Genomic DNA, 17,806 nt, shown 5'->3' with positions numbered 1-17,806 from the left:
ATCACGGATCCAAACCGTTTTTCTCTGCAAACGCGCGGGCCGCAGCCTTGGACGCCTCGCTTTCCTTGGGCCAATTGCAATACACTTCGGTAAGTGTCTTCGTCCGCAAGGTTCCGGGCGGAAGGGTCTCTGCCCACTGTGCGGCAGATTCCGGTTCGACCTCGCTCACCGTCTCGGCAAACCTCGCAACCGCTGCATTCTTCGCGGCGCCCGCGGGAGCATCATTCAGCCAGGTCGCCGCTGCCTTGTGGTCGCGTTTCGCCCAATAGCCCATGATATGGCGGATTGGGCGGCCGCAATACTTGTCTTCGAGCTTGCTGTCGAACCAGGCAATCCATTGCGCCTCCTCGCCGGGGCGAACGGCGTCTCCAATGTCGCTGCCCAAGCTCCAAGCCTCTGAAGCGGTCAATCCAACCGAATCCGCCCATTGGGTGCCGGCTTCCACCCCATCCTTGGCGAGTTGCCGGCCCAGCACGGCGACCGCGTAGTCGCCGGCTTGGTTGCGATCGCCCTTGTCCTGGATTGTCGGCAGGTAGGCCCGCAGGGCCTCCAAGGCCTTCAGTCTCTTCTCGGGGGTATCCGCCACCCCGATGACGCTTTGCGTGGAATTTGAAGGCGGATTGATTCCGAACTCCGTGATCATCGAAAGCGCCTGCACGGGATCGGTCTTCGCCACAGCGTAAACAACCTGCCCCTTGTCCGTTTCCTCGATCATCTCCGGACGCTCGGCAATCGTCTCCCGGAGCCAGGCAAGCGCACCTGGCAAATCCTCCGTCGTCCACCGCTGGAAAGCGCGCGAAACAAATACCGGTGGAACCCCAAGCCGGGCCCAATCGTCGGACTCCGTGTAGAGTGTCAGCGCGTCCGCAGGCCGGCGATCCAGCAGCGCAAAGAAGGCGAACTTGCAGTGATCCTTGCGCTCGGCCTCGGTCAATTCGGAGCACGCCAGAACCGCTTTGAGATAGCGTCGGAACTCGGCGTTGCTCATCGCTCCGATCGCCAGCATCGCATCGTCACTCCGTGTCCTCAGACCCGCTATCCCCTTCTGCACTTCCATGGAGGACGCCAGGTCACGAATGAGCTGCAACCGTTCCTCATTAAGGACAATCGCCGGAGCCGTTTTTTTCGGCGGCGTTGGGGATTGGGAAGATTTGTCGGGCCGGCCCGTTGCAGGTGCCGGCACCGCGGCAGATGGAGTTGAAGTAGCTGCCTCCACTTGCTGGCGCAGCGACGACAGACGCGAGCGTTCTGTTGCAAGAACCCGCGACTGGTACCATGCGGTGCCGATGATCGCGGCCACTGCCATGGTCGTTACTGCGGTCTGGACAGGTGATTTCATGCGCCGCGGGCGGTGGGTTCAATGATGATTGTTGATGTGACGCACGACTTCTTCCCGGATCGCGGGATCCGCGATCTTGGCGGCGAGTTCCAGGGATTTGCTCCCGTGACAGCATCCTCCGTTCTTCAAGAACGCGTGCAGGATCTCATCGTTTCCCGCGGCATCGTGGAACTGCATCACCACGGGGGCCACTTCGTCGAAGTCCAAGTCGCGGCCATTCAAAGCGTGTCCGAAGGCGACGCCTGTTAGAGTGTCCGCCTGAGCCGGGTTACGGGCAGTCACCCATTCCCTTACCGTCTTGATCTCGTTTCCAAGGTCGGGATCGGACGCCTTCGACTCCATGCGGGATTCGACGACACCGCTGAGACACACTTTCAATTCTTCCCCAGTCGGATGGATCCGGTCGAGATACCCCGAGGCTTCTTCCAAGCTAGACTGCGCGAGCAGCTTCGCCTTGCTTCCCAGAACCTGGCTACCCTCCGCTTCGGGAAGCGTTTTCCGCACGAGTTCAGCATAAGTGAATTGCTCGCCAGCTTCCGGGCCATCCCACCCTACGGTGGTCAACAGTCTCACGGCTTCCTCGCGGGGCATCGCGGAAACACGCGCGGCCAGTAGGTCCGGCTTTTGTGATAGCATCACCTTGATGACAGCGGATTCATACACGACCCGGCCGGGGCTGATGCGGGAAAGTGCCCGGTCGTAGACAGGATTGCTTGCCACCCAGCGGTCGAGCCAAGCCAGTGCCGCCCCGCTGTCTTGCTTCACCCATGCCTCCATGGCTGCCCCGAGCCTCGGAGCCATCTGATGGTCGAGATCGGCATATTTTCCGAGTCGCTCCACCGCCAAACGCGGGTTGGCTTTGACCAGTCCGCCAAGGAATAGGCGGGCAAGATTCATTTTGGAGTCTTCCGGAAGCTCCCTTGCGTCGAGTTCGTCCAATGCCTTGAGGAATCCCTCCGGACTAAGGGCGGCGATCTGCTTCTGAAGAATGATCCCGTCGGCCACGCTTCGCGACGAACCCTTGACGATCAGGAGCGCTTCATCCCAATTGATGCCAGAACCTGCGACAGGCTCGGCTTCAACCGGGGATGGGCTGGCATCCGCAACCTCAGGATTGGCCGGGCGGTGATGCGAAAGCGTTGGCAATTTGGCCTCCAAACCAACGGCCTCCGCGCGAAGACTCAGGATCTCGCGGCGCTGGACCGCGATCAAGGCGAGTCCACCGAGCGCGATGAGGCCGAACAGCAGGGTGAATTTCGGTTTCAAGGAACAGGGAGGCCGAGTGACGTCGTTCACCCGCAGACTGCTCCAAGGACGGGTTCTCCGTCAAACAATCCCGTTTAGTCGCCTGCCACCATGCCCCACCGGTGATTTTGACTGAATAGACTGTCGAATTCCGCGTCATTCCACCGACAAATGTGCGTATCCGCGGCTTTTAGCCGCCCGATGGGCACATCATCGCTGCCGTCCGCAACTTCCTGCTCGCCCCGCGGTTTGTCGGGAAGATCATGGAAGCCGCACTGTCCTTCCCGCCGATCCACATGCCCGATTCCCGCCCGATGCCAGCGAACGACGCCGCAGACGGGGATGACGTGGATGTGGCGCTGATGCATCGAATCGCGGAAGGCGATGAACGAGCATTCCGCCAGCTGGTGGAACGCCACCAGAATGCCGTGGTCGGCACCGTGGCCCGGATGCTCAATGACCCGACCGAGGCCGAAGACATCGCCCAGCTCGCCTTCCTGCGCGTCTGGAAGCACGCCAAGCGCTGGCGGCCGGACGCCAAGTTCACCACCTACCTTTTCACCATCACGCGGAACCTCGTCTTCAACGAGACCCGCCGCCGCTCCCGCCGGAAGGAAGTCTCCACCGACGAGCGCGAGGAGGATAGCGGCTTCCAAATGTCCGCCGAAACCCGCCACGAGCCGCAGGAGGAAGCGATGAAGCTCGAGATGCACCAGCAGATCGACCGCGCCATCTCGACCCTGCCGGAAGCCCAGCGCACCGCGGTGATCCTCTACAGCTACGAGTCGATGCCCTACGAGGACATTGCCAAGGTCCTCAAGACCTCGGTCTCATCCGTGAAGAGCCTGCTCTTCCGCGCCCGCACCACGCTTCGCGAGAGACTCGCGAGCTACATGGCGGAGTGACTCGCGGCTGCCTGTAAACCCACTCAACGGGGATCAGGCTGCCCGGCCGTTCCGGCGAATTGGACTACCTTCTTCTCGAAGGATTCCCAATAGTCGATTTTCACGGTCGCAAAGGTGCCGGCGATGCTCGCTTCCATTCCTCCACGGCCAGCGGTGCGCCCATTGCTCTCCACCAGATACCTGATCAGCTTTTGCTCCGGCTCCGAGTGGACCTGCACTCCGTATCGCGCGGGGACTTCCCCCACGGCAGGTCCTTAAACGGAGGTGATCTCCATCTCTCCAAACCGAACTTTCACTTCCTGCAACGGACGCTGGGGGAAGTCGATGCGCTGGATACTCCGCCTACGATCCTTTCCCACCTCGAGCTCAACGCTCGCACTAAACTTCGCCCCCGCGAGCTTCGTCGCGTCATACGGTCCCGTCGTGCGAAACTCGACTACGGCGCCGTCTGGGCCGGAGTGTGTGATGACCTTCCACGCCTCTGGTGCGACCACTGCGTCTCCGATCTTGAAAGGCGCAACCTTGAGCGTTCCTTCATTGCATTCTGTGACGCCAGGTAGGCTGCGCTCGAAATTGTAGATGATGGTGACATCATCCTTCCTCTCACCATCGTGCCGGGCTCTTGCCCAAACGAACTTAAGGTCCTCGCTCCGGGGTCGGTCGGTGGGAATTTTCTTCTGATCCTCTGGATGAATCTCGTTACGTTTCAGCGTGAGAAGCTTCATCTCAGGGGAGATGAACTCGACCATTGCCGCTTCATCCTCACCCCATGCGTCGCGAAGTTCCAGGTTCAGGACTCTCCCGTCATTCATCCGCCACGGGGCGACTTCAGCCTGTGCGATTTTCAGCGCGACCAAGCTCACCACGGCGAAACCCAACGAAGTGAGGAAATTCTGTCGTCTTCCTATCACAGATGCATCGCGCATATCCGGAGACAAACGATTTCCCAGGCAAAGGAAAGCCGTAGTTTCTGCCACGCCAGTCTTGGACTCACCGCTCTAACAACTGCCTGAACCTCGGCAGGATCTTCTGGAACAGCGTGTTTTTTCCACCGCGGGAAAGCTGCTCGCCGATCAAGCTCGCCGGTGCATCCGGATCAACTGGTCCCGGTGCTTCCACCACCTGCCCCGGCGTTTCGATCCGGCGGGTCAAATAGGGCGCTCCCGCTTCGCGCGAGACCGAGACGGTCACCCCTCCACCGGACAGCTTCACCAAGCCGAGCGGCGCGGAGCTCTCATCAGCCGTCACCGTGACGGCGATCGTCTTGCCCGTCGGGCCCTCGAAAGAAAAGCCCTCCTTGTTGCCATTTCGGCGTTGGACGGCGAGATCGAGTTCCATGCCATCGCGCCAACCGGCTTGCACCGCGAGCCACGCAAGAATTTGCAGGGCACTCTGGCGGTTCGCCGGGTGATGGACGATTTCCACCGCCTCGATCTCCGGCAGGGCCGCGAGCACCAGCGGGTCATCGAACAAGGCAGCCACCGAGACACGGAACTGGAAGGACCGCGTCCAGGAAAGATCCTGCACCACCATCTCGCGAGTCACGCTTTGGATGGCATCGCTGATGCGTCCGAACGATTCGCGCGGATCGGCCCAGTCGGCACTATCGAACACGAAGCGGTCCACCAAGCTATAGAGCCGTTCTTCAAAACGCGGCGAAAGCTCGCCCTGCCACCACAGGATCAGCGGCAGATCGGATGCAAGGTGAGCGAAGACGGTATTGCGCAAACGACCGGTCGCCGTGCCAGTTAGAGCAAAGGCGATCTGCTCGCAGCACACCGACTTCTTGCCATGCGAAAGGTGGCAATGCGCCGTGATCCACGCCCGGATCGATGCCTCGGGAGCGTCACGATCAATGCCCACCAAGATCGCGCGGCAAGCATGCTCGGCGGTCAGCTCCCGGATCGCCGCGGAATTCTTCTCCAAGGCACCCGGTGCCTCGGAGTAGATCGCCAGGTTCATCAGCGAGGCATTCGTGCGCGCCTCGTCCTGTTCCCAAAGCTTGCGAAGTTCCTTATCGATGGACCCGACGGAGACCTCGAGGCCGAGTTCGGGATGCATGGAAAGCGTGGTCATGGCATTCCTGTTAGAGACGACGCCACACGTTGCCGTCCTGCTGGAGAAGCTCGTCGGCCTCCTTCGGGCCCCAGCTGCCGGCGACGTATTCGGCCATCGGCGGCGGGGTGGTGCTTTGGTGCCAGGCGTGCTCGATGTTATCGATGAACTTCCATGCCTCTTCCACTTCGTCGCGACGGGCGAAGAGCGTGGCATCACCGGCCATAGCATCGAGCAAGAGACGCTCGTAGGCTTCCGGGCTGCCCTTGCCGAAGCTGGTGGAGTAGTGGAAATCCATCTTCACCGGCTCCAGACGCAGACTGGTGCCCGGGATCTTCGAAACCATGCGCAGCGAGATGCCCTCATCCGGCTGGATGCGAAGGACCAGCACGTTCGAGCCGGGCACACCGCCAGGAAGTGCATTGAAGAGCACGCAAGGCGCGTCCTTGAAGTGAATGGAGATCTCGGTCGCCTTCTTCGGCAATTGCTTGCCCATGCGGATGTAGAACGGCACGCCGCTCCAGCGCCAGGTATCGATCAGCAGGCGGACCGCGACGTAGCTCTCGGTCATGCTCTCCGGATCCACGCGATCTTCTTCGCGGTAGCCGGGACGCGGCTGGCCGTCGACGTGGCCGGCCGTGTATTGCGCACGGACCACGTTCTTGGCGACCTTCTCCGGAGTATCCCACTGGCGCAGCGAGCGGATCACCTTCACCTTCTCATCGCGCACGCCATCCGCGCTGAGGTCGGTCGGCGGTTCCATGGTGATCAGGCTGAGGAGCTGCAGCAGGTGGTTCTGCACCATGTCCCGCAGCGCGCCGGACTTGTCGTAGTAACCACCGCGGCCACCTTCCATGCCGAGATTCTCGGCGCAGGTGACCTGGACATGGGAAATGTAGCGGCTGTTCCAGAGCGGTTCGAAAATCGCGTTGGCGAAGCGCAGCACCATGATGTTCTGCGCGGTCTCCTTCCCGAGGTAGTGGTCGATCCGGTAGGTGTCCTTTTCGTGGAAGGTTCGGTTCACCACTTGGTTGAGGTGCTGCGCGGTCGCGAGGTCGGTGCCGAACGGCTTCTCGACGATCACGCGTGCCCAGCAACCATCCTTGGCCTTGTTCAGACCAGCACCCTTGAGCTGGGTCAGGATGTCATCGAAGAACTCCGGAGCCGAGGCCACGTAGAACAGGCGATTCCCCTTCCCGCCGCGATCGCGGTCGATCGCATCCAGGCGTTCCGCGAGACGCTTGTAGCCATCGGCATCGGTGAACTCGCTCTGGTGATAAGAAATGCTCTCCTGGAACTTCGCCCAAATCGCGTCGTCATGACCGGAGCGCGAAACCTTGCGGTTCAGCTCTTCGAGACCTTGGCGGAACTCCTCGTCACTTTTCTCGCGGCGGGCGAAGCCGACAATCTTCACGCCGGGCGGCAATTCGCCATCGATCGCAAGGTTGTAGATCGCCGGGACCAGCTTGCGGTGGGTGAGGTCTCCGGTGGCACCGAAAATCACAACGGTGCAGGGCTCGGGGCGCGAGCGGGAGACGAGGTCTTCGCGAAACGGATTCGTCATGGGCAGGCCCGCGGTGTCGCTCAAAGTGGCCCGCCAATAAAGAGAAATGGGTATGAATTCTCGTCAACCTCGGGATCAAGGCGGCGATTGGAACGAGATCGCCAACAACGAAACAGGAGGAATCCGCGGAGGAAAAAGGCCCAAACAGGCTAGAATTCAGCAGCGACAGCCCCTCTTTGCGGATTCGCATCCTTCCTCACGTTTCCGTCAGTGGGTCTTTGCGCCGAATTTGTAGAAAATCACCGGGTCAAACTTCCAAGGTTTTGCCGGTTCCCTGCAGAAGATCGAGTATCCTCCCGGTCGCGCCATCGTGGCCGTGGAGCACTTCCGCAGCAGCATCGCAGGTCTTGGAGCGAAGCGCAGGATCAGCCAACAGCCGTTCCAGCGACGTCTTCAGTTCGGCGGCATCGCGAAAGCGAATTGCCCCGCCAGCAGCGACCAGTGACGTCACCAGCGGCTCGAAGTTCTCCATGTGCGGTCCGAAGAGCACCGGACGCCGCGCGATGATCGCCTCCGCCGGATTCTGCCCGCCAGTGCCGAGAATACTCTTCCCGATCACCACCACGGCCGCATGCGCTGTCCAGTCGCGCAGCTCCCCCGTGCTATCGATGACGAGGCAAGCCTGGGATGGATCGGCCGGCGGCCGGAATGCCGAGCGCAGCACCACCTCAAAACCCTCCTTCTCCAAATCTGCCCGCACCTCGGCACGCCGTTCCGCATGGCGCGGCACCACCGCAAAAAGCGCTCCGGTTTCCCGCACTACCTTCCCCAACCAAGCCTCCTCACCGGCGTGAGTGCTGGCGGCCAGCACCACGTGGCGATCCTTGCCGAATGCCTCCAGCATCGCTGCGAACTCTACCCGCTGTTCGGGTTTCGCCGCGGCACCGGGATCAAACTTGGAGCTTCCCGTTACCTGCACCTTCTCCACCGCCACGCCGAGCGCCTGCCACCGTTCCCGGTCCGCCGGCTCTTGGGCGGCAACCAAATCGAGCAGACCGAAGATCGGCTGCACCACCGGAGCAAGCTTCCGGTAGCGACGCTCCGATCGCGGCGACATCCGCGCATTCACCAGCCTCACGGGAACGTCGCGCTTCCGACAGGCGAGCATCAGGTGCGGCCACATCTCCCCTTCCACCAACACGATCTGGGACGGCTCGAAGCGATTCAGGTATCGCTTCACGCAAAGCCGGAAATCCACCGGCGCATAAGTCACTCGCACTCCGGGAAGCGCAGCCTCCACCGCAACCGCGTGGCCGGTAGCCGTCCCCACCGCGAGCACGAAACGCTTGCCGGGCTCCCGCGCCTGCCACGCCCGCAGCAGCTTCACCGCGATCATCGTCTCCCCCACGCTCACTGAGTGCAGGTGGACCTGCCCGCACGGCTCATCTTCCAGAGGCGGCCGATAGATCGAAAAACGCTCCCGCAGTCCGCTGCCAAAGCCACCCCGCTGCCCCATCCGCACCAGCCACCCCGGCATCGCCACGAACAGGTAGACGGGTAGCAGCAGGCGATAGATCGCCAGAACCAGCGGAAACAGCATCGCGCGGAGGCTAGTGACCCATGTTTGAACCGGCAAGAGCACTCCACTATTCCCGAATGCCTATATAGGGGAATTACGGGAATTCCCCTCTCGCCTCTCTGCCACCCGCCCAGCTCCTATTCCGCGGCGTAAAGCAGAATGGCGCTATTCCCGTATTCACGGCGCTCGCTTAGCACCCATCCCGGCGCTTCCGGACTCCGGGTCGAAGAAAAGCACTCGGCAATCAGCAGCCCGCCATCAGCAAGCCGCCCGAGAAGAGCCGGTTTGCCCATCAGGTCCTTGAGATGGTCCCGGTCCAAGGATGTCTTCGCATATGGCGGATCGGCGAAAATCAGATCGTAGCTGCCGGTGTCCCGGGCCACCCAGGCGTGCACATCCGCTTTGACCACCCGCCCTCCGGCCAGCTTGGCCTTTTCCAGATTCTCACGGATCACGATCTCCGCCTGACGATGCTCGTCGACGAATACGCACGAGGCCGCACCACGGCTAAGCGCCTCAAGCCCGATCGCCCCGGAACCGGCAAAGAGATCCAGCACCGCCGCCTCCTCGACCCGCGGGCCGAGGATCGAAAACACCGCCTGCCGCACGAAGTCGGTGGTCGGCCGAGTCACCGCCTTCGGCACCTTGATGGCCAGTCGTCCTGCTTTTCCCGCGATGATGCGCACGGCCGCTTCATGCCAAGCGACGGGCCCGGCGGCAATACCCGCCAACAAAAAAGCCTCCCGGTCTCCCGGGAGGCTTTTGGAAAAGGCAGTATGCGGATTAGCGCAGGACCTTGATCTTGCCGACGCCGTAGACCGCGTCGTTGCCCAGCTCTTCCTCGATGCGGAGGAGCTGGTTGTACTTCGCGATACGGTCCGAGCGGCTCATCGAGCCGGTCTTGATCTGGCCGCAATTGGTCGCGACGGCGATGTCGGCGATCGTGTTGTCCTCGGTCTCGCCCGAGCGGTGCGAAAGCACGGCGGTGTAGGCGTTTTCCTGGGCCATTTCGACGGCGTCGAAGGTCTCGGTAAGCGAACCGATCTGGTTCACCTTCACGAGGATCGAGTTGGCGGTCTTGGTGGCGATGCCCTTCGAGAGGAACTCGACGTTGGTGACGAACAGGTCGTCGCCCACGAGCTGGGTGGTCGCACCGAGCTTGTCGGTGAGGATCTTCCAGCCAGCCCAGTCGTTTTCGGCGCAGCCGTCTTCGATCGAGATGATCGGGTAGTTGGCCTGCAGGCCGGCGTAGTAGGCAACGAGCTCTTCAGCGCTCTTCACCGACTTGTCGGACTTCTTGAAGACGTAGGCGTTCTGCTTGGCATCCCAGAACTCGGAAGAAGCGACGTCGAGCGCGATGGCGATGTCCTCGCCGAGCTTGTAGCCAGCCTTCTCAACGGCTTGAGCGATGACGCTGAGAGCGTCGTCAGCGGAAGCGAGGTTCGGGGCGAAGCCACCTTCGTCACCCACGGCGGTGGAAAGGCCGCGGTCGTGCAGCACCTTCTTCAGCGCGTGGAAGATTTCAGCACCGTAGCGCAGGCCTTCGCGGAAGGTCGGAGCGCCGATCGGCATGATCATGAACTCTTGGAAATCGATCGGGGCGTCGGAGTGAGCACCGCCGTTGATAATGTTCATCATCGGCACGGGCAGCACCTTGGCGTTCGGGCCGCCGAGGTACTTGTAGAGCGGCAGGCCGGTCGCCTGGGCAGCGGCCTTGGCCACAGCCATCGAGACGGCGAGGATGGCATTGGCGCCGATGGACGACTTGTTCTTGGTGCCGTCGATCGCGATCATGGCGGCGTCGATCGCGGCCTGGTCGGTGGCGAGCATGCCGCAGAGCGCGGGAGCCAGCTTGCCATTCAGGTTCTCAACGGCGTTCAGCACGCCCTTGCCGAGGTAGCGGGACTTGTCGCCGTCGCGGAGTTCGCAGGCTTCGTGCTCGCCGGTCGAGGCACCGCTGGGCACAGCGGCGCGGCCGACGACGCCGCATTCGAGGATGACGTCGGCTTCGACGGTAGGATTACCGCGGGAGTCGATGACCTCTCGGCCGCGGATTTCAACGATGGTGGTGTGTTCCATGGTAGTAGAATTGGAGAATTGTTGAGGGAGGAGGTGGAGCTGGAAACTAAATGCGGGTTGCGGCTTCGGCACGTCTTGCCGCTTGAAGGCTATTCAGCTCGATCCGGCTTCTCGCCGCTTTGATCAGCCTTTTTGGCAGCATCCGGAGACTTCTTGCCGTACTTCGATTCAAAGCGATCGATCTCGGACTGAGGAATCGGCATGAGCTTGTTGAAAGCTTCGGCGATCTCGCTTCCGTGGATCTCGATCCATGCGGGACGATCAGGGTAAGTGAATGCGAAGTTCCCGCACTTCCAACAGAAGCTCGATTGGAAGATGATCTTCTCACCGGCGGTGATTCTCACTCCGTGAATGGGCATGTGGCAGAAGGCGCCACCTCCGACATCGCCTTGGACTCCGATCACCTTCTGAAGCTTCGGAAGGAAGTCTCGCTTCTGGTCGTCCGTGAGAATCGCGCGTTTTAGAATCTTCGATTTGGCGCCGTAAGGAATGATCGGGAACTCATCTTCTTCCAATCGGGTGTCCCAATAGAGAAAATCAGATGGAGTGCGTTCCGTCTCGAAGTCCAGAAGGTAAACTTCGATCGTCTCTCCTTTCGAAAGGGCCTCGGCAAAATCCCGCCTGTAGTCCGAATCGATCTTTGACTTCGCTTCGTAGAACCGGGATTCGGCCTCCGAAATCCCCTTCTCGGCATCGCTTTCAGCGAATGCTCCCGAAAGGGAGATCGCGCCAGCGAGAACAGAGATGAGGAGACTTCGGCACATTTCGAACTTCAGGGATTCACCGCGGCGATCGACTGGATGGTGTAGGAGTGCGTGACCTCGTTCTCGTCGCGGACTTCCACGGTTTCGCCGATCTTCTTGTTGAGAAAGGCGGCACCAAGCTCGGAGAGATAGGAAAGCTCGGCCTTTTCGGGATCCGAATCCCAAGCGCCAAGCACGGTGTAGGTCGTCTGCTTGCCGGCCTCGTTCACGAGCTTGACGATGGTGCCGATATTCACCGCGGAGATGTCGGCCGCCTTGAAGTCGGTGCCGCGGGCGCGGGAAATGTCCCGCTGGAGTTCCGTCTTGCGGTTGTTGAGATACTTCTGGTGATCCTTGGCGGACTTGTATTCGAAGTTCTCGCGAAGGTCGCCGTATTCGCGGGCGATGGAGATGTCCTTCGTATTCTGCGGGATGCGGTTGCGGATGATGTCGTCCAGCTCGGCCTTCTTCTTTTCAAGGCTGGGCCAGGAAACGAGCAACTCCTGCTCCTTTTTCCCACCACGACCGGCTACGAGTTCGCCAGTCTCCGGGCGGGCCTTGATCACGCGGGCCATCAGGCTCTTGCGGTCCAGCTCACTGAACACCGGGCACTCCATCAGGCGGCGACCGAAATTGCGGGCTTCGTTGACGTCCATGGAACCCACGATGTCGCCGAGCAACTCCTTGTCGTCGGAGAGCATCGACTGCAGGCGCGTGGTCTTGCGCGGACCATCGCTGAGGTGGTCGGTTTCGAGCAGATTGAGGATACACGCTCCGACTTCGCTGCTGAAAATCCCGGAGGCGGTGGTGTCGCGCTCGCGGCAGACCCAGATCAAGGCATCCGTGCCGAGCGAGCGGCGGGCCAAAGCGGAAACGAGGTGCTCGGAGAGCTTCTTCATCTGGCCGCGCTCCTCGAGGAGCTTGGCGATCTCCGCGACGCCGCGGGTGCCGACCTTGTCGAAAATGAACGTCAGCACGTCCACCCAGCGCTCACCGAAAGCGGCCGGGAATTCCTCGTAGATCGCACGCTGGCGACCGGAGGCGAGGCCGTTGAGCGCATCGGCGAGGCGGTTTTCCTCGGATGCGAGCAGATCGGAAAGGCGGAGCGACTCGGCCGGCAGCTCCATGTCATCGAACGCGCGGACCATCTCGTCGCGAGCCGACAGGAGCTCCAAGGCGGGTCCAAGCGAGATGCGGACGTTCTTCGCGGCGGTATCATTGATACCGGCGAGCAAGCGCTGCAGCGCCGCGGTGTCTGCCTTGAACAGATTGAGATCCCCGGTGATGGCTTCGAGCGCCTTGGCCATCGTCTTCAGATCGCGGGCCTGCTCGAAATCGGACACCAGTGCTTCCGCCGGGCTCATATCGCCGGAGCGGAGCTGAAGAGGATCGGTGCGGCGGGACGGGACCACCACGCGCTTGCTATCGCGCAGGGAGCGCTTGGCGGATTCCCACCACTTGCGGAAATCATCGGCCGAAATGACGGCACCGGAAAGTTCCTTCTCCAGCGCATCCACGGTCATGGTGCCGCCGTGGCTGGCGAGCAGGTGGCAGACCAACTCGACCGGGTCGCTCTTGGAGAGCGCGCGGAGTTCCTCAAGTTGCTCGACCTTCTTGGCGCGGAAATCGCCGGCGTCCAGGAACTCGGTCCGCTGGATCGCGAACTGCAGGTCCATGGTCTGGCCGCTGCTTTGCTCAAAGTCGATCGTGACCTTCTTTCCGGGAAGGTCCCAGTCAGTCACTTTCCCAGCGCCCCATGCCTTGTGAAGACAGAATTTTCCAGGGGCAAGCTGGTCGAGACGGTTTGCAACGGCTTGGTTGATTCTTCCGGCCTCGAGCAGTTTCGCCAAATCGGGATGCATGCCGGGGCAAAATGGGAACCGTCACCCGATTGTGCAAGGATTCATGCAGACCAAATCCGCAGGAATTGCATTGTAGGGCCTTTATTCCCGATTTCCCGGGTCAATCGCCTCCGGTCACGAAGTCGGCTTTCGTGCCAGCGCGTCGGACTGTTTCACGAAATCGTCCCCATCCCACTCGGCGTCGCTTTTCACCATGCCGGCACGCTCCTTGGCCGCCGCTTCCTCGGCCTTGCGGGCTAGTTGCATGCGTACCAGCTCGGCGTGGGTGGTGAAATACGGCAGGCTCAGGCCCTTGAAATCCTCGATTTTTTCGAAGCCCTTGCCCTCCATGAAGGTCAGCAGCCCCTCGCAGAGATCCTTCACCATCCCGTAGCCGAATTTCATGACACCCGTGCAAACCTGCACGGTATCGCTGCCCAGCAGGATGAATTGCGCCGCATCCGCCCCGGTCTCGACCCCGCCGAGGCCCGACAGCGTCCGCCCCGGGAAATCCTTCTTAATCAGCTGCGCGATCTCCATGACCATCCGTAGCGCGATCGGCTTCACCGCCTTGGAAGAGTAGCCGCCGGGCGTGGTGTAGCCCTCCACCGTGGGCTCGGGACGGAGCGTTTCAAGATTCACCCCCATCACGCTGCGGATCGTATTGATCGCGGAAACCCCGTGGCACCCGGCGCGCAGGGCCGCGGCGGTCGGGTCCTCGATATGGGTCACATTCGGCGTCATCTTGGCCCACACGGGGATTTTCGACACCCCCATCACCCAGCCACAGACCTCTTCCAAAATCGCCGGATCCTGGCCCATCGCGGCTCCCATCTTCCGCTCGGGCAGGCCGTGCGGGCAGGAGAAGTTCAGTTCGAAGGCGTCGACACCCGCGTCCTGACAGCGCTCCACGATCTCGCACCAGGCGTCCTTGTTATATTCCTCCATGATGGAGGCGATTAGGATGCCGTCCGGGTACTCGTCCTTCGCCTCCTTGAATTCATCCAGCCAGATCTCGAATTTCCGGTCGCTGATCAGCTCGATGTTCTCCCAGCCGATGACTTCCTTGCCGTCACCCGCCATCAGCTTGGCGTAGCGCGGGCCGACATTGACGACCTTCGACGCATCGAGGCTAACGGTTTTGGCGATGACCCCGCCCCAGCCTTCCTTGAAGGCGCGCTTGATGACCTTGACGTTGGTTCCCGGAGGCCCCGAGCCGATGACGAAGGGGTTCGAGAATTTCAGTCCGTCGACGGTCGTAGCAAGAGAGGCCATGGTTTTGTATCCCAACACGCTTGGGTCGGGTTCGAAAAGCTCGATTCATGCCCGGCGGGAAAATTCCTGATGGTTCCAGCGCGGAAAACGGCTTTTTCGACTAGCGCGCCGCGGCCGGAAATTCCAAGTTGGGGCCGTAGCCGCACGCGCACCCGCGTCCGGCAGATTTTTCTCCCGATCATGAACCTCACGCTGAAGGTCTGGCGCCAGAACGGTCCGAACGACAACGGCCGCATCGAAACCTACCCCGCCAATCACATCCCCGAGGAAGCCTCGTTCCTGGAGATGCTGGACATCGTGAACGAGAAGATCGTCATGGACGGCGGCGAGCCGATCCATTTCGACCACGACTGCCGCGAAGGCATCTGCGGGATGTGCTCGCTGACCATCAATGGCGTCCCCCACGGCAAGGAAGGCGGCATCACCACCTGCCAGGTTCACATGCGGAAATTCCGCGACGGCGACACCATCTGGATCGAGCCCTTCCGCGCGAAGGCTTTCCCGATCATCCGCGACCTCATCGTCGACCGCACCGCTCTCGACCGCATCATCGCGGCCGGCGGCTACATCGACATCCGCACCGGCTCTGCAGTGGACGCGAATGCAATCCCGATCGCGAAGTCGGATGCCGACGCGGCCTTCGACGCCGCCGCGTGCATCGGCTGCGGCGCCTGCGTGGCGGCCTGCCCGAATGCCAGCGCCATGCTTTTCACCTCCGCCAAGGTTTCTCACCTCGGCCACCTGCCCCAGGGCCAGCCCGAGCGCGACAAGCGCGTGCTCGCCATGGTCCGCCAGATGGATGGCGAGGGCTTCGGCAACTGCACCAACCACTACGAGTGCGAGGCGGCCTGCCCGAAGGAAATCAGCGTCGATCACATCGCCCGGATGAACCGCGACTACAGCAAGGCCGTTCTGGTGGAGCAGTTCTGTTCCTGATGATCTTCCCGCTCGGTCTCGCGCTCACGCTGGCCTCCGGAATTGCTCCGGCGACAACACGGTGGGCGCAGGCTCAGGAGCGGCGGATTCTCGCAGAAGGCGTGCCGCTCGCGGCCGAGGGCTTGGCGTTTGCGGCAGAGCTGAAAATCGAACGCCCGGAGGAAGTCCGGGTGCTGGAATTGAAGCCGATTCCCCTGCCCGTGCCACGACCGCTGGTAAAGCTGGCCGCGCACTGGCGCCTGCCGCTTTTCGAGCCTGCCGGAATGACCTTGGGGAAAGGCATCTACATTCTGGAAGGCCACTCCCGGGTGCTACGCCACGAGCTAGTGCATGTGGCGCAATACCAGCAGATGGGCGGCATCGGGCCGTTCATGCAGCGATATCTGGTGGAATGCCTGACCCACGGCTACGCCGATGCTCCGCTGGAAGTGGAAGCGCGGGAGAAAGAGTAAGAGATTGCAGGGCGGCGCGTATGATAGATGCGTTCTGATCGGATCAAGAATTCGAAGATCGCGCCTATCAACAGACCTTGCCGCTGATAGACTGCATGTAAGCCCTCCCTTCCAGTGCGATGAATACGCCTACCCTCGGCCCGGTTCTCGGGCTTTGCGTTCTTATCTCGGCAATTTGCCACGGAGAACTCGGCCCTCAGGAGCCACCGTCAAAGGACGATACGACGCCTCCTGCTGCCAGCCAGGCGAAAACGCCTCAAAGCGATGCTCCTTACAGCGACAAGTTCGGAGCTTTGAAGGAGACGATGTCTCTCGATAAAATCAGGACCACGGAGATCGAGAAGCTAAACGAGGAACGGAGATCCATCGTCGCGTCCATCGCGAAGGAAAAAGGGGTCAAAGAGAGCGAGATCCTGGCTGAGTTCTATAAGAAATGGCCCGACACCAACAGCATTCTCGGAAGAGCCTATCTTAAGAACCCTGAAATCGCGGTCGGTTCATTCATTCTCGGGCTGGAGGGAACAGCCCGGTCAATCGCCCTGATCTCGTATGCGTCGTCACTATCCAGGAAAGATGAACTGGGCGGCCTCCGGAAGATGTATGAGCTTGTCCCTCCCGGAAAGGATCGGGCGCAAATCTCTTCAAAGCTGATTCTGACCACCTGTCGGCTACAGGGCCTTGAACTCGCATTAAGGGTCCTGGTCGAGCTGGACCACCCGGATGAAAAGAAGGCCGCACTCATGGGGCTCCGTGCCAATCTGTCGACGGCCATCAAATCACCTTCGGAGGATGATCTGAAGCGGATCCATCAGGTCGCCAAGGACATGGGCTATGAGCGCTTGGTTCCAGTTACCATCCTGCCACCGAATGACGAGGCGGACAAAGGCATCCCCCCAAGTGGGCCTGCCGATGCGCCGGTGAAGGATCACTGACCTGCCCGATGCTCGGGCGGCTGGCTGCTGAGCTAGCTCACATTCCGGAGACCTGCCCCACAAGGCACGGAATCCGCTTCCGCCGCGCCATGCCTGCGCTACCCTCCGGCGTCATGACCGACCGCCGACGCTTCCTTGCCCTCTCCGCCTCGGCGCTGGCCGTGGCTGCCTGCTCCGAGAAGTCCACGTCCGGCGGTAGCGGCGCGGAACTCCGCGTCGGCATGGACCTCACCTACCCGCCCTTCGAGATGCAAGACAAGGCCGGCAAGCCTGACGGCGTCGGCGTGAAGATTGCCGAGGCATTGGCCGCAAAACTCGGCCGGCCGTTGAAGATCGTGCCGATGCAGTTCACCGGCCTGATCCCCGCGCTCCAGACGGGCAGCATCGACCTCATCCTCTCCTCGATGACTGCGTCGGACGAACGGCGCAAATCGATCGATTTCTCCGATCCCTACGCCTTCACCGGCCTGGCTATCCTCGTGCAGAAGAACTCGGACATCCAGTCGATCGAAGATCTGAAAAAGCCCGGCCGTTCGCTCACGGCGAAAGCCGCCACCACCGGCCAGATTTGGATCACCGATCACCTGCCTTCGGCGAAGCTCGTTGTCTTCGAGGATGAGGCCTCGTGCGTGCAGGAAGTCGCCCAAGGCCGCGCGGACGGCTTCATCTACGACCAGCTCAGCATCTTCCGCTACAACAAGGAGAACCCGGACACCACCCGTGGCCTGCTCAAGGCCTTCGTGGAGGAGTCTTGGGCGCTCGGCATCGCCAAAGGCAACGACGCGCTCCGCGAGCAGGTGAACGAATTCATCAAGGGATTCCGGGCCGATGGCGGCTTCGAAAAACTAGGCGCGCAGTACTTGCAGGAAGAGAAGAAGTTCCTCGAAGCCCAGGGTATCCCGTTCATCATCCGCTAAGGAT

At 61.4% G+C, this 17,806-nt stretch carries 17 protein-coding genes; 5 read left to right on the top strand and 12 right to left on the bottom strand.

Annotated features, from left to right (window positions below; all coding sequences use genetic code 11):
• Window position 1 precedes the first annotated feature (1 nt).
• Entirely contained in the window at window positions 2–1,339 is a 1,338-nt protein-coding gene (locus WKV53_RS06680) for a hypothetical protein (RefSeq protein ID WP_341403597.1), read from the bottom strand.
• 18 nt (window positions 1,340–1,357) lie between these two features.
• Window positions 1,358–2,605 carry a hypothetical protein gene (locus tag WKV53_RS06675; protein WP_341403595.1) on the bottom strand — a complete coding sequence of 416 codons (1,248 nt, stop codon included), beginning with the start codon at window positions 2,603–2,605 and terminating at the stop codon, window positions 1,358–1,360.
• Between the two features lie 275 nt (window positions 2,606–2,880).
• Between WKV53_RS06675 and WKV53_RS06670 the strand changes: the two genes are divergently transcribed.
• Window positions 2,881–3,489: an RNA polymerase sigma factor gene (locus WKV53_RS06670; protein ID WP_341403594.1), complete on the top strand. Its 609-nt coding sequence runs from the start codon at window positions 2,881–2,883 to the stop codon at window positions 3,487–3,489.
• 23 nt (window positions 3,490–3,512) lie between these two features.
• Here the strand turns inward: WKV53_RS06670 and WKV53_RS06665 are convergent, their stop codons facing one another.
• The 10 genes from WKV53_RS06665 to preA all read right to left on the bottom strand — a co-directional run bounded on the left by WKV53_RS06665 (window position 3,513) and on the right by preA (window position 14,565).
• The gene (locus tag WKV53_RS06665) at window positions 3,513–3,734 is read right to left on the bottom strand and encodes a hypothetical protein (protein ID WP_341403592.1); all 222 of its coding nucleotides are present in this window, start codon (window positions 3,732–3,734) and stop codon (window positions 3,513–3,515) included.
• Window positions 3,735–3,743: 9 nt separating this feature from the next.
• Window positions 3,744–4,415: a hypothetical protein gene (locus WKV53_RS06660; protein ID WP_341403591.1), complete on the bottom strand. Its 672-nt coding sequence runs from the start codon at window positions 4,413–4,415 to the stop codon at window positions 3,744–3,746.
• A 64-nt stretch (window positions 4,416–4,479) separates the two neighbouring features.
• Window positions 4,480–5,565, bottom strand: a complete 1,086-nt coding sequence (locus WKV53_RS06655; protein WP_341403589.1) for a glucose-6-phosphate dehydrogenase assembly protein OpcA — start codon at window positions 5,563–5,565, stop codon at window positions 4,480–4,482.
• Between the two features lie 10 nt (window positions 5,566–5,575).
• A complete protein-coding gene (zwf, locus tag WKV53_RS06650) occupies window positions 5,576–7,108 on the bottom strand; it encodes a glucose-6-phosphate dehydrogenase (protein WP_341403588.1) in 1,533 nt (510 codons plus the stop codon).
• Between the two features lie 247 nt (window positions 7,109–7,355).
• The gene (locus tag WKV53_RS06645) at window positions 7,356–8,648 is read right to left on the bottom strand and encodes a 3-deoxy-D-manno-octulosonic acid transferase (protein ID WP_341403587.1); all 1,293 of its coding nucleotides are present in this window, start codon (window positions 8,646–8,648) and stop codon (window positions 7,356–7,358) included.
• Window positions 8,649–8,764: 116 nt separating this feature from the next.
• On the bottom strand, window positions 8,765–9,313 hold the full coding sequence (rsmD, locus tag WKV53_RS06640; RefSeq protein WP_341403586.1) for a 16S rRNA (guanine(966)-N(2))-methyltransferase RsmD: 549 nt from the start codon (window positions 9,311–9,313) through the stop codon (window positions 8,765–8,767).
• A gap of 97 nt (window positions 9,314–9,410) precedes the next feature.
• A complete protein-coding gene (eno, locus tag WKV53_RS06635; protein ID WP_341403584.1) occupies window positions 9,411–10,706 on the bottom strand; it encodes a phosphopyruvate hydratase in 1,296 nt (431 codons plus the stop codon).
• Window positions 10,707–10,795: 89 nt separating this feature from the next.
• On the bottom strand, window positions 10,796–11,470 hold the full coding sequence (locus WKV53_RS06630; protein WP_341403582.1) for a hypothetical protein: 675 nt from the start codon (window positions 11,468–11,470) through the stop codon (window positions 10,796–10,798).
• 8 nt (window positions 11,471–11,478) lie between these two features.
• Complete coding sequence (locus tag WKV53_RS06625; RefSeq protein WP_341403581.1) at window positions 11,479–13,311, bottom strand: GreA/GreB family elongation factor; 1,833 nt, start codon at window positions 13,309–13,311, stop codon at window positions 11,479–11,481.
• A 114-nt stretch (window positions 13,312–13,425) separates the two neighbouring features.
• On the bottom strand, window positions 13,426–14,565 hold the full coding sequence (gene preA / locus WKV53_RS06620) for an NAD-dependent dihydropyrimidine dehydrogenase subunit PreA (protein ID WP_341403579.1): 1,140 nt from the start codon (window positions 14,563–14,565) through the stop codon (window positions 13,426–13,428).
• Between the two features lie 180 nt (window positions 14,566–14,745).
• Between preA and WKV53_RS06615 the strand changes: the two genes are divergently transcribed.
• The 4 genes from WKV53_RS06615 (at window position 14,746) to WKV53_RS06600 (ending at window position 17,802) form a co-directional block, all read left to right on the top strand.
• A complete protein-coding gene (locus WKV53_RS06615) occupies window positions 14,746–15,501 on the top strand; it encodes a succinate dehydrogenase/fumarate reductase iron-sulfur subunit (RefSeq protein WP_341403578.1) in 756 nt (251 codons plus the stop codon).
• The gene (locus tag WKV53_RS06610; protein ID WP_341403576.1) at window positions 15,501–15,953 is read left to right on the top strand and encodes a hypothetical protein; all 453 of its coding nucleotides are present in this window, start codon (window positions 15,501–15,503) and stop codon (window positions 15,951–15,953) included. The genes WKV53_RS06615 and WKV53_RS06610 overlap by 1 nt, the downstream gene beginning before the upstream one ends.
• Before the next feature lie 119 nt (window positions 15,954–16,072).
• On the top strand, window positions 16,073–16,885 hold the full coding sequence (locus WKV53_RS06605) for a hypothetical protein (RefSeq protein ID WP_341403574.1): 813 nt from the start codon (window positions 16,073–16,075) through the stop codon (window positions 16,883–16,885).
• Window positions 16,886–16,974: 89 nt separating this feature from the next.
• Window positions 16,975–17,802 (top strand): transporter substrate-binding domain-containing protein, encoded by an 828-nt coding sequence (locus tag WKV53_RS06600; protein WP_341403573.1) that lies wholly within the window; start codon window positions 16,975–16,977, stop codon window positions 17,800–17,802.
• Window positions 17,803–17,806: the final 4 nt, after the last annotated feature.

Origin of the sequence: Luteolibacter sp. Y139 (assembly GCF_038066715.1) — a bacterium.
GTDB lineage: Bacteria > Verrucomicrobiota > Verrucomicrobiia > Verrucomicrobiales > Akkermansiaceae > Haloferula > Haloferula soli.
This window is presented reverse-complemented; position numbering and strand designations above follow the sequence as displayed.